The 11,752-nt window shown below is 38.6% G+C and carries 11 protein-coding genes and 3 pseudogenes; 7 read left to right on the top strand and 7 right to left on the bottom strand.

The window, feature by feature from the left end; genetic code table 11:
• Window positions 1–414: 414 nt before the first annotated feature.
• Window positions 415–1,617, top strand: a complete 1,203-nt coding sequence (locus BpJC4_RS15075) for an MDR family MFS transporter (protein ID WP_259371272.1) — start codon at window positions 415–417, stop codon at window positions 1,615–1,617.
• 105 nt (window positions 1,618–1,722) lie between these two features.
• Here the strand turns inward: BpJC4_RS15075 and BpJC4_RS15070 are convergent, their stop codons facing one another.
• The 3 genes from BpJC4_RS15070 to BpJC4_RS16250 all read right to left on the bottom strand — a co-directional run bounded on the left by BpJC4_RS15070 (window position 1,723) and on the right by BpJC4_RS16250 (window position 2,502).
• Window positions 1,723–1,998, bottom strand: coding sequence for a hypothetical protein (locus BpJC4_RS15070; protein ID WP_151681972.1), 276 nt, complete (start codon window positions 1,996–1,998; stop codon window positions 1,723–1,725).
• Between the two features lie 169 nt (window positions 1,999–2,167).
• The gene (locus BpJC4_RS16870; protein WP_259371271.1) at window positions 2,168–2,302 is read right to left on the bottom strand and encodes a hypothetical protein; all 135 of its coding nucleotides are present in this window, start codon (window positions 2,300–2,302) and stop codon (window positions 2,168–2,170) included.
• 44 nt (window positions 2,303–2,346) lie between these two features.
• A complete protein-coding gene (locus BpJC4_RS16250) occupies window positions 2,347–2,502 on the bottom strand; it encodes a hypothetical protein (RefSeq protein ID WP_172967533.1) in 156 nt (51 codons plus the stop codon).
• Window positions 2,503–2,766: 264 nt separating this feature from the next.
• On the opposite strand from BpJC4_RS16250, the gene BpJC4_RS15065 reads away from it, so the two are divergent.
• The 3 genes and pseudogenes from BpJC4_RS15065 to BpJC4_RS15055 all read left to right on the top strand — a co-directional run bounded on the left by BpJC4_RS15065 (window position 2,767) and on the right by BpJC4_RS15055 (window position 5,201).
• Window positions 2,767–3,009 carry a DUF3231 family protein gene (locus BpJC4_RS15065; protein WP_172968377.1) on the top strand — a complete coding sequence of 81 codons (243 nt, stop codon included), beginning with the start codon at window positions 2,767–2,769 and terminating at the stop codon, window positions 3,007–3,009.
• Window positions 3,010–3,143: 134 nt separating this feature from the next.
• Window positions 3,144–4,315: pseudogene (locus BpJC4_RS15060) on the top strand (IS256 family transposase).
• A gap of 73 nt (window positions 4,316–4,388) precedes the next feature.
• Window positions 4,389–5,201 carry a DUF3231 family protein gene (locus BpJC4_RS15055; protein ID WP_253724337.1) on the top strand — a complete coding sequence of 271 codons (813 nt, stop codon included), beginning with the start codon at window positions 4,389–4,391 and terminating at the stop codon, window positions 5,199–5,201.
• A gap of 347 nt (window positions 5,202–5,548) precedes the next feature.
• Here BpJC4_RS15055 and BpJC4_RS15050 read toward each other — a convergent pair.
• Window positions 5,549–5,986 (bottom strand): annotated as a pseudogene (locus BpJC4_RS15050) (transposase); the annotation flags it as partial.
• Window positions 5,987–6,060: 74 nt separating this feature from the next.
• Here BpJC4_RS15050 and BpJC4_RS15045 point away from each other — a divergent pair.
• The 3 genes and pseudogenes from BpJC4_RS15045 to BpJC4_RS17200 all read left to right on the top strand — a co-directional run bounded on the left by BpJC4_RS15045 (window position 6,061) and on the right by BpJC4_RS17200 (window position 7,430).
• Window positions 6,061–6,567: a hypothetical protein gene (locus tag BpJC4_RS15045; protein WP_151698148.1), complete on the top strand. Its 507-nt coding sequence runs from the start codon at window positions 6,061–6,063 to the stop codon at window positions 6,565–6,567.
• A gap of 175 nt (window positions 6,568–6,742) precedes the next feature.
• Window positions 6,743–6,925 (top strand): annotated as a pseudogene (locus BpJC4_RS17280) (IS5/IS1182 family transposase); the annotation flags it as partial.
• Window positions 6,926–7,127: 202 nt separating this feature from the next.
• The gene (locus BpJC4_RS17200) at window positions 7,128–7,430 is read left to right on the top strand and encodes a transposase (RefSeq protein ID WP_151698150.1); all 303 of its coding nucleotides are present in this window, start codon (window positions 7,128–7,130) and stop codon (window positions 7,428–7,430) included.
• 450 nt (window positions 7,431–7,880) lie between these two features.
• Here BpJC4_RS17200 and BpJC4_RS15025 read toward each other — a convergent pair whose 3' ends face one another.
• From BpJC4_RS15025 to BpJC4_RS15020, 3 genes are all read right to left on the bottom strand, one after another.
• Complete coding sequence (locus tag BpJC4_RS15025) at window positions 7,881–10,298, bottom strand: PAS domain S-box protein (RefSeq protein ID WP_151681844.1); 2,418 nt, start codon at window positions 10,296–10,298, stop codon at window positions 7,881–7,883.
• Between the two features lie 42 nt (window positions 10,299–10,340).
• The gene (locus BpJC4_RS16245) at window positions 10,341–10,517 is read right to left on the bottom strand and encodes a hypothetical protein (protein WP_172968323.1); all 177 of its coding nucleotides are present in this window, start codon (window positions 10,515–10,517) and stop codon (window positions 10,341–10,343) included.
• A 525-nt stretch (window positions 10,518–11,042) separates the two neighbouring features.
• Window positions 11,043–11,752 (bottom strand): PAS domain-containing protein (locus BpJC4_RS15020; RefSeq protein ID WP_151698145.1); only part of this gene is annotated, 710 nt, incomplete at its 5' end.

Here is an 11,752-nt window from a genome sequence, read left to right as displayed (position 1 = left end):
AAATTATTAAAAACATTTGTCATACCATAATGGCAATGAAATAACGATTATTTCGATAAACGTGTAAAATCCGCAAAACTTAGAATAAAAAACGATTATGAGCGATTGGTTTAAAGTCTGACTTTTTCTTTCATGGTCTTGCTTTTATCTTCTGCAGGCACCATTACTCTTTAACTTATCTTTACATTTCAAAAAATACGGGCTATTTTCTCTCCACCAATTGTTGGCACAACCCCGGTTTTCGAGAAAAATGTTTGCCACCCTTTTGAAATTTCCTTGCATATATATCTAAAATAACATAAATTTATAGCATAAATTATTTTCAAAATAATTGGCCTGTTTTCTACGAGGGGAAATGAAATAAGATTTAAAGACCTGCACAAGAACATAAAAGTCCGGGTTGTTGAGTCATTTTTGAGCTCAACAGTTTCCAGTATGGTTTTTCCTTTTATGGCGATTTATTTATCGAGTCACTTTGATGCAAAAACGACGGGGCTTTTACTACTAATCAATGTTTTTATCGGAATCGGGATGAATTTTATTGGCGGATATTTTTCTGATCAGTTCGGCCGGAGAAAAATGATCCTTTTAGCCGCAATCATAAGGTTTTTTGCCTTTTTCACAATGGCACTGTGTAATTCACCTTGGTTTCAATCCGCGTTCATTACGTTTTTAATGATGACAGTAAACGGCATTTGCTGGGGGCTCGCAGGACCTGCCAACCAAGCTATGTTGATAGATGTCAGCACGCCGGAACAGAGAAAATATATGTACTCGATTACATATTGGGGAAATAATCTCTCCTATTCCATAGGCGGCATCCTGGGTGCTTTTTTATTTAAAGATTATTTATTCGAATTGTTCGTGGCTTTAACGGTTGTTGCAGCCGTAGTTGTAGTGCTGATCGCCTGTTTGATCGATGAAAGCTATGTGCCACAGCGCTCTAGAGTAAAAGCAGCACAACATGTTATCCAAATTTTTTCTAACTACAAAAGAGTGATCATCGACCGCGTGTTCATCATGTACATCTTAGCAGGAATCCTCATACTATCCATGGAAGCCCAATTAACCAATTATATCGGAATCCGGCTCAGTGATGAGATGCCGGCGCAGCAGTTTTTATTTTGGAAAATTGACGGCATCAAGATGCTTGGGATTCTTCGAAGCGAAAACACCATTTTGGTTGTAATCTTCGCGCTTTTTATGATGAAAATCACCAATCGTTTTAAAGACCGGTCTGTACTGATCGCAAGCTGTTTGATTTATTCTGCCGGGTATACGGTCATTTCCTACTCCAATCACATATGGATTCTCCTCATTTTTATGGTCATTGCAACGATTGGGGAAGTATCGCGCGTGCCGGTCGAACAAGCCTATATGGCAGCTATTCCACCTGCCGATGCAAGAAGTTCATATATGGCTTTCAATGGCCTTAAATTCAATTTTTCCAACTTGATCATTTCAATAACTGTTTCTCTAGGAGCTGTCCTTCCGTCTTCGGCCATGGCGGTTTTTATCGGGATGATTGGTTTGGCCGGAACATTGATTTTCTTATTCATCACTCCGAACTTAGAAGCACGGAAAAAAGAAGGAGAGCTGCAGCAGGCAGTCCAGTGACTTTTATTTCAATTAAAGGATCCCCTTTACTGCTCCAACAGCAAAAAGGGGATCCTTGACATGCTTTATAGAGATACTCATGTACACGTTTTTTCAAAACTAAGGTCAAATATTCTCAGGGCGGTACAACGATTGGACTTTTTCAAGATCTTGTATAAGAAGATTGATTTCCTCTGCTGATAAACTGACTGGCATTTGATCATATAGGGTGATGATCTGGCCTTCATTGTTATGCTGATGTTTTTTCAAATAATCATATAATGCTCTGAATTGATTCTCTCTTATCGTGGACGCTATGTAAAAATGTTTGACATTTTGCAAAGAAAATTCATTGAGATTCTCATCGAATTCCCCGGAAATAATGTTTCCCTCTATGTGCATACCATCACTCCATCCAAACGGCTTAATTTCTTGATCGTTATGCTCAATGATTTATTTTTCATACATTTCCACTTAAACGACATTGTGGAAACTAGTTCCGCCGGGAAGTGTACATCAATTCGAATTTTTGATCGGTCCAGACCAAATTGTACATTGTCCTTTCTCTTCTTTAAATTTGAGCTGCGTCTGTTTCTTCTTTGCCGATTCCTTTCTCACATAGAGAAAGCGGCCGGAGGAATCCTTCATGAAGTAAACACCCGGCGATGCCGGAAAATGATTGATCTTGTCTTTTCAATTCAACCATAGTCCTCCTTGAAACCGATCTCCGGGATCTGATTTTTTTATGGTTTATATTTTTTCGCTTGAGGAATTATCTTTTGTATCATGACCCCCTTTTTCTATCGGAATCGGATCAACAGTTTGCAGACTCTCGTTCTCGGTTGCATATTGTTCAGGGTTATCCATTTCTCCCTGTGAGAGCGGTTCCCTCTTATCTTCATCCATAGCGTATCACCCCGAATAGTACAATATCCCTTATTTAGTATGGAAAGAATAAGAAATAACATTTGTTAGCAGCTCCCATCAACAAATGCTTTCCATATCCTTTCCAAAGTAATCCGTAATTATTTTTGCTCGTCTAACCATATAGTTATGTACCATCTCCATCTGAAGAATTTAAACTTCCAGTTTTTCTTAATCTCATAAACCGGATATTTTATGAAAAAGAGAAGAAAATATAAAAAACATTGGCAAGAAAGGATGACCGGTATGAATATCGAACACAATCCACGCCTGACTTCTGCAGAACTCGGATATTTATGGACAGGGTATCTTGGAGAAACGATGTCCATCTGTGTATTCAAATATTTTCTCCAGCATATAGAGGATGCCAACATTAAAACACTTGTTGAACATGCCCTGGATGTGTCGCAACAGCACAAGGAAATGATAGAAAAGATCTTTTCGAAGAAAAGATCTCTGGACCAATGGGGTTCTCGGACGAAGATGTAAATGTAAATGCAGGTCGTTTATTTTCGATGATGTATAAAATTTTGTGTAAAGCATTTTGCTAGAACAAAAGAAAAAAGGTAGGGTATTCTCTGATTTGGACCACAACACATTCCAGAGAAAGGAGTACCCTACCTATGTCTAAAAGAAGTATACCGAATGTCGACTGGGCAAATCAACTGGAAAATGCCATTCGTCAGTTTGTAAAAGAAAAATTAGAACTGATTATGCGGGAAGAAATCAAAAATTTCCTCGAAATCGAACAGGCTGGAACGCCGAATATGAGAAACGGCTACTATCAGCGAAATCTAGATACACAATATGGCCGGATTGAGGGTCTTTTGGTTCCAAGAGACCGAAACGGGGAATTTCAAACACAGTTGTTTGCCCCTTACCAACGGCACACGGGCTGGCTGGAGGAAGCAATCATTAGGATGTACCAAAGTGGCATGAGCACGCGTGAAATTGGCAAGTTTATCGAACGAATTCTAGGAAGCACCTATTCTCCTGCGACGATCAGCCGGATTACCGATGTCGTGAAGGAAGACATCGAGAAATGGCACGCTCGTCCACTACACCAGCGTTATTCGGTCTTATATTTTTGGACGGCTTGTACGTGAAACTTCGCCGGGATACGGTAGAGAAAGAAGTTATTTATGTGGTATTGGGGGTGAACGAAGAAGGGTATCGTGAAATTCTTGATTTCTTCGTAGGAGGACAAGAAAGCGCCTATGTATGGCAGGAGATTCTCCAACAGCTCTACCAAAGAGGCGTCAAGGAAGTGCTTCTTGGCGTCTTCGATGGCCTTCCGGGGTTGGAGGAAGCCTTTAAGGCGGTGTATCCGAAAGCCGATGTGCAGCGCTGTGTCGTGCACAAAGTCCGCAACACCCTCAGCCGTGTTCGGAAAAAAGATCAATTCGAAATGGCGGAGGACCTGAAACTCATTTATCGTTCTCCGAATAAAGAAATCGCATTGGAGATGTTTCAACAGTTTCAATCCAAATGGTCTCACAAATACCCAAGGGAAGTCCAATCTTGGGCAAATGAGTTGGATGTCCTTCTCACCTTTATGGACTATCCAAGCAGTATTCGAAGTGTGATTTATACGACCAATGCCATCGAACGAACGATCAAGGAGATTCGGAAACGTCTAAAGCCGATGAACAGTTTGAGCAGTTTAGAAGCCGCTGAAAAAGTCGTATATTTGACGATACAGGACTTTAACGAGAAATGGGCAGGGCGAAAGTTGCGAGGATTTGCCGAAGCGCAAGAAGCCCTTCAACGAATGTTTGAAGAACGTTATTGTTAACCAAATATTGTAAATAAACAAATTAAGGGGATTTTCCCTTTCCACACAAGAGACTGAATATTCAGTCTCTTGTGTGGAGGAAACCGGTTCCCTATCCATTCCAAATCCATTTCAGAGATACCCTATCTATCTTACATTACACAAAATTCTTGACGGTACCTTATTTTCTGACGTATTTTATTTGCATTACGTCAAAAACATGGTAAGGGGCGGACTCGTTACGCACGCCAACACGCTGCCGCAGTTATTCAGGGAAGATATTCTCTCTTTTGGTGCAAAATGCTTGTCCTCATATATTGAACTTAATCAGGAAACAACAGAAATTTTGTTAAAAAAAGGATTGGCAGAACGCCCGCCTTATATTGTATATCCGAAAGAAACGGAATTTGTTCAAAAACAGTCATTTATCCTGGAGATTTTGGGCAAAAGATCTCTTACTGCTACAGAAATTACAACTCTTTATGCCAATATCATGACAAATCTTTTTGGTTCCTGTATTGCTGCAGGATTTGCCCAGACGGCAAAGTCCAAGAAAGTTTGCGATTATATTGCCAGAGGAAAAGAGCTTGCCCAAAAACATATAAAAGTCTTTAGCGATTATTTGGAGCACCATTCTCTTCCTGTTCCTATGCTACTAGCGGTTAACCAAGACGTTACGAATTTAACGGAACCGCCTTTTTCAGATAAATTAATGATGTACCATTTTGGATTGATGATTTATGCCGGAATCGGCAACTATGGCACAGCCATTTCAGAATGTATGAGAAGCGATTTGGCTACAGATTATTCACGGTTGCAAATAGAGATATTAAAGTTTTCAGAAGACGGATTAAACATCATGATTGATAACAACTGGTTCGAGCAGCCGCCTTTGGCAAAAGGGTAATGTTGCGGGGCAAAATATCAATTTTGTTTCATGATATATTGCCGCTCACGCTTCTAAAAAATGTTTTGTGTGGAATTGCTACCAGTTGATACAACTTCCCGCGTGGAGTACCAACACGGCTACAACCAAGTACTTACCATTGATGCCCTGAAAGCAAAGAAAATTGTTTCCCTAATAAAAATAAAGACACCTGCATCAAAATAAATCAAGGTGTCTTCCCATCGTTCCTTAAGCTCGTACAATTTCTTCCAAATTGCAGTTGATTCGTCGATGATTCCGTGATGCGCTGCGCGTCGTCACAGATCGTCCTTGCGTGCCCTTTTTCTGTAGGTCCAGGGATTTTGTTATTTTCCTTTATGGGGTTCGTGCAGCACATCAATGATATGTTCCAATTTCCCGGGCTTCATTCAAGGTTTCGGGATATGTAGGATAGGCGAGTCGAAGAACCGGTTTCACCGGGATTTTTCGAACCGGGGTTGGAAGGATGGTTGCTTTCATCATCATGATCACCATTTCCTCCTCTTCACGGTTTTCTTCCAATTTGCGTTTTTGTTGTCCCAGGACAATCCATTCATCAGTTCATTGATGATACTTGCTTCCAGCCGTTTCCTAAAACGCGGCATCAAAGAATGATGAAATTTTTCCTGGAATTCCGGCAAGCCAATAAAATACTGCAGATACGGGTTTTCTGTGATCTGTCCAGCCGTTTCACGATCGGATAATCCAAGCCGTTCTTTTATGTATAGGGCACCATGAGCTATTCTTACGGAATAGGCCATAAACCCTGAAATATAAAAAATCATTTGTATCTGGATTCATTTTAAAAAAAATACACATCCTAATCATTGGAGGTGGCATCATGAAAAACTCAAAATTAGTTTATATGGCTTCGCTAATTCTACCTTGGCTAACAGTACCATTTTTGGGTCGAAATTCATTTAAAAAATATCTCCCAGCCGCAATATTTATGAGTACATTCACTAAAGCAATAGACCTATTCGGTGAAAAGAAAAGATGGTGGCGATTTTATAAAGGAATACCACCTTCGGATAGTATGAATTTTTTTAACTTTGGCCCATATCTTGTTACAAGTCTTTGGATGTTAAAAATGACTTTTGGTAAATTTCCTTTATATTTAATTTCAAATACAATTCTTCACTTTTGTTTTATTTTTTTGGGAGGCATAGAACTTGTAGACCGTTATAAAATATTTACTTTGAAAAAATTAACCAAATTCCAATACTTAGCAATCGACCTTTTTAGGGCATTAATTCTTTATGGTTTTCAATACGTAAATCATTTTAGTCAGCATACAAAACCTTCAAAAGACGTTCCAATTGATCGAAGAAACCATCGAATTAGATGAGAAATCTTTGAAAGAAGTGAAAGAACCGACACAGCGTGTAAGCGCAGAACGACTGGAAAAGTTTGCCGAATTGGTGGAACAAAAAGTCAAAGAAGCTGAATCAGATGCAGAACAGGAAAAGAACAAAGAAATAAAAAAAGAGAAGAAGGCAGCATACCGGTTGAAACGGAAAATTTATAAGAAGCTTAAAGAAGATTATTCGCCGCGACTGAAGAAATATGAAGCACAGATGGAAATTTTCGGTGACCGGAACAGCTATTCCAAAACAGACCACGATGCCACTTTTATGCGCATGTAAGAAGACCATATGAAAAACGGCCGGCTGAAGCCGGGTTACAATGTCCAAATCGGAACGGAATACACCATCCACCAAAGGCTGACAGATACAAGGTGCTTCACCCCGCATTTGGAAAAACTGAAAACATCCGGCCTGCCTAAGCCAAAACGGATGATTGCGGATGCCGGCTACGGCGGAGAAGCCAACTATTTGTATGCGCATGAAGAAGCATTGATTCCCTACAATACCATGAGGAAGGAAGAGACCCGGGCTTACAAAAAATATACGGAATGCCGCCAACTGGGAATACCGTGAAAAAGACGACTTCTTCATTTGCCTGAATCATCGGAAGGTTGCCTTTAAACATTACAGAACGAAAACAGATCAGTATGGGTTAACACGTGACTTTAAAAATGATGGGTGTGAAGACTGTACAGACTGCCCGCTGAAAGAAAGGTGCACAAAAGCAAAAGGAAACCGGCAAATCCTCCATAATCCGGTGTATGAAGGAATGAAAGCAAAAGCCAAAAAAAGCCTTTGGTCTGACGAGGGCGCGCAAATCTACGCCGGAGAAGAATCGAGGTAGAAAGCGTGTTTGGTCATATCAAAGGTTCCGCAGATTTTCTTCGGAGGCTGGTCGCCATCGCCCACAACCTACTGAAGCAGGCGGAAAAGAACCGCCTGCTTCAGAAAAAAGATCCAGAAAATAAGAAAACCCGTTGAGAAAAATGAATTTCTCAACGGTTTTTCTTGTTTAAAAAAGGACTCTTGAAACAACTCCAAGAAACAACAACGATGCCCTCAAGAAGTATAAATTTAATTTATTTTCACAAAATCAGGGTGGAATCGAAAAGCTGATATCAACCATATTTACGCACAAAATAAAGCCCATATCCCCATCGATATGGATGTTTCCCATTTGATAACTCCAAGACGAAAAAGGAAGGTGTAAAGAACGTATAAAATCAATCAAAATATCCAGATTATTCCTTAACTGTATCAAAATAGCATGATCCAGTTTTCCTTATTCCTATTCTCACAATAAGGATTTTTTATTACTGCTTTTTTCTTTTGCAGTTCTATGGTAAAAGCAAAACGTATTTTTCCCTTCAGATTTTGCCTGATATAGAGCTATGTCAGCCTTTTTCAGCAATTCTTTTTCAGTATCTCCTTCTTCATAAAAGGCAATCCCAATACTGGATGTCGTTTTAAACTCTTGCCCAAACAGATTCCAAGGACTTTGGAGTGAAAATATAATTCTTTCGGCAATATTTGTTACTTGTTTTTCATTTTCTATTTTCGAAAGAAGAATGATAAATTCATCGCCCCCCCACCGTACTAAAATATCAGATTCTCTAATGCAACTTTGAACACGATTTGTAAATTGTTTAAGAAGCTCATCACCTACATCATGGCCGAATGTGTCATTGATATGTTTAAAACGATCTACATCAAGAAACAGAAGGGCTACCTTTCTTTGATAGCGTTTGGCTTCCTTGATTGATTGTTTGAGTTGTTCGCTAAAAAACCGTCGATTCGGCAAGCCGGTTAAAGTGTCATGAAAACTTAAATACTCAAGTTGCTTTTGATATTTCTTACGATCTGTAATCTCACGAGCAACAATCATCATATATTTATATTGACCGTCATCGTCATATACCGGTGTTCCATTTACATCTAACCAAACATCATATCCAGCTTTATGAGTTCTGGACACTTCAATAGAAAACGGCTTATAATTTCTAGCCATATTGGTTATAGCTTTCCTGAGGTTATCATCTATTTTACCATTGGGCTGATGAAATACTATTTTTCCCACGTATTCTTCCGGATCGTAACCAAGTACTGTCTTATGTGAAGGCGAAGCATAAGTCACAATACCATTAAGATTAACTAATTGAATGAGATCGAGAGAATTATCTGCTAATAATCTATACCTTTTTTCACTTAGGCGTAAAGCTTCCTCCACTTTTTTCCGACTAGATATTTCTCTACCAACAATCAGGAAATAAAGGAGGTGTCCGTTTTCATCATAAACGGGATTACCACCAGCTTCAGTCCATATCCATTTTCCACTAGCATGTTTTAAACGATATTCAACCCGGATACTCTCTTTGGTTGCAACCATATGATCAAATTGTTTCTTGGCCTTGAATAAATCATCCGGATGAATGAGATCAAAAGCAAGATTACCTACATAATTTTCAGGCGAAAAACCTAAAACTCTCTCGTATGACGGAGAAGCATATATCACGCTTCCGTTCTCATCAACAGCGCTTACAAGATCTGTCATATTCTCCGTAATAAGCCTGTACTCCTCTTCACTTTTACGAAAGGCTTCTTCAGCGCTTTTTCTATCAGTTATATCCGTAAAAATCGACAAAATTGCAGGGCCATCATCATAGTCAATTGAAACGCCGGTTATTTCTACATAAAAAATTGTGCCATCCTTTCTTTTTAATTGCATTTCAATAAAAGGAAGCTTCTTACCATGTTCTGCTTCCGATAATCTTCGTTTTGATAGTTCATGAAAATTTGGATGAATATATGAAAAAATAGATTTGCCTAATAAACTTTTTTCTTTGGCTGATTTTAGCGCAAATGGGTTGGCATATAGAATATTTCCATTCCTATGAACAACGATCCCCTTCGGAGACAGTTCTACTACTTTTCGATACCGTTCTTCACTTTCCTTTAAAGATCTTTCTAAGTGTTTTTGTTTTGAAATATCCATTGTTATAGTAGAAAGGGCAACCACTTTTCCGTGAGGGTCAAAAATGGGTGACATTGTTAAACTAATATCAATGATTGTCCCATCCTTTTTCAAACCTATCCAGTCAAATCTTGTAATACTTTCCCCATTTTTGACCTTATTCATCATTTTCTTAGCCTCAGCCAATTTATTTTTAGGAATAGTCATTAAAGGCTTTCCAATGACCTCTTCACGTTTCCACCCATAAATTTTTTCAAACGCCGGATTGACATCTAAGACATTCCCTTCGATGTCCAATATATCAATTGCATCAGCCGTGGAATTGAAAAAAGACAATAGCCGATTTTGCACATCTTTTAGAAACTCTTTTGTTTTACAAAGCTCGGTAATATCTTTCATGACACAACAGATCCCAACAATGTCATGATTGACTTTTAACGGTATATACTTAACCTGTAAATCAATAATACTTCCATTTTTATGACAGGCTTGTACCTTTGCTTCAGCAGGTTGACCAGTTAATACGATGTTTATTTGCTGCTGAACTTTATCTATATCACTTGGAACTGTCATTTCTTTATAAGATAATCCCAGAATATACTCCTCCGAATATCCGAACAATTGACAAACGGCCGGATTAACTTTCATTATTGTTCCATCGAGTGATAGTATGCAAATTGCATCAGGGTTATGTTCTATAATTGATTTATAGATTTCAATATGTGAATCATAATTGGACATTTCTCTTCTCCTTCTGCCGCCCAGCCAGCATTGTATGAATCTTTAGACCTGTTGTTTTGCCCTCTTGTTTTCGTCAAAATCTGCTGCTATCGCAAACAGACCGAATTTTCTAAAAAACAGATTTTTTAATTTCGGGAGACTGTTAATCGGTAAATAAATCTCTTCAACTGTATCTTGATCGGCTGTTCTTTTTATTCTTCCACCATGTTCCTGAATCATTTTGTTATTTCACATTCAAACCTGTACCTGTTCTTTTTTCTTTTGTGCTCTAAAAAGGTTCAACTATCTTTTTAAGGCATTCTTCACTAATACCGCTACCTTGTTCTAATCCCAAGGCCTTCTGAACCGGTAATCGTACTGATTATTTTTGATAAGCCCACCTTTTGGCATGACTTCAACTACATTTTGAAGAAAGTAGATAATAGTTATAAATCACAATAAATAAGGGGTAAATTTCCATCTATGATCTCAATATTCTTTAATACCGCTTGTGACTTGAGTAAGGTATAACGCCTTTTATCAGCACTTTAATATTTGTCAATGGCAATGTGGCTTTGCAAGAGCTAAAAATTCCTTTATTATTTTTCAACTCGTTTAATCTCTAACAACATTATTTATATAGGTTGGTTTTATTTCTTCTTGTTATTTGCAAGAAACCTTTATCGAAGTAAGCAAATTTCATGTGCTGCACATGCAGTCAATTGCCAACAACAGATAGCTTTTCTGACCTTCGCATAAGTTCTTCTAATCTTTTTTCTCGGATATATCACAGCCAACAACAATCTGCTCTACGTTGCCACTTTTTCCAACTACCGGGGTACCCTGGGCCTCTATATAAATCCATTCCCCTGAAACATTTTTACATCGGAACCCGGCTTGAAAGAGAGAGTTTTTTGAAATCATGTTACGAAACTGGGTTTTAACATATTCCTTATCTTCCGGATGAATTAAACTGAATACCGATCTTCCTACGTAGGATTGATAGGAATGCCCAAAAATTCTTTCATGCGATGGGGAGAAGTATTGTACATTACCATCTGCATCCCAAACCTCAATCAAGTCTGACATGTTATCTGCAATATGACGATCATTCAATTCACTCTGTCTAGGAGCTTTCTCAAATTTCCTACGCTCTGTTATATCTACACATGACGCAATAACCTCGATCACTTCCCCTCTTCTTTTAACAGGACGTAGAGTAGCCAAGTAAGCGCCCCCGTTAAATTCAACTTCGTAAGTTACATGATTTTCACCTTCCCAAGCCCGCCGGTAATATTGGGTTATTCTTTTCGCCTCTTCAACAGGTTGGAAATCCTTTAGTTCCCGTCCAATAATTTGCTCCGGAACAAGCCCAATTTTATAAAGTAATTTACCATTGCAGAAAGTATGAATAAATCTTCCATTTTCATTTATAAATTTAAAGGTCATTCCTGGTTGTAACCGAAGAGTATCTA

Source organism: Weizmannia acidilactici (assembly GCF_008974185.1).
Classification (GTDB): Bacteria; Bacillota; Bacilli; order Bacillales; family Bacillaceae_C; genus Weizmannia; species Weizmannia acidilactici.
Note: the sequence above shows the minus strand (reverse complement) of the source record. Positions and strands in the feature narration are given on the sequence as shown.

What these genes read in the sequence shown, in the direction of transcription:
- BpJC4_RS15065 (WP_172968377.1), top strand. Translation starts at nt 2,767, where the DNA reads ATGAATATCGAACACAATCCACGCCTGACTTCTGCAGAACTCGGATAT.
- BpJC4_RS15025 (WP_151681844.1), bottom strand. Translation starts at nt 10,298, where the DNA reads ATGTCCAATTATGATTCACATATTGAAATCTATAAATCAATTATAGAA.
- BpJC4_RS16245 (WP_172968323.1), bottom strand. Translation starts at nt 10,517, where the DNA reads ATGATTCAGGAACATGGTGGAAGAATAAAAAGAACAGCCGATCAAGAT.
- BpJC4_RS15045 (WP_151698148.1), top strand. Translation starts at nt 6,061, where the DNA reads ATGAAAAACTCAAAATTAGTTTATATGGCTTCGCTAATTCTACCTTGG.
- BpJC4_RS16250 (WP_172967533.1), bottom strand. Translation starts at nt 2,502, where the DNA reads ATGGATGAAGATAAGAGGGAACCGCTCTCACAGGGAGAAATGGATAAC.
- BpJC4_RS15070 (WP_151681972.1), bottom strand. Translation starts at nt 1,998, where the DNA reads ATGCACATAGAGGGAAACATTATTTCCGGGGAATTCGATGAGAATCTC.
- BpJC4_RS16870 (WP_259371271.1), bottom strand. Translation starts at nt 2,302, where the DNA reads ATGGTTGAATTGAAAAGACAAGATCAATCATTTTCCGGCATCGCCGGG.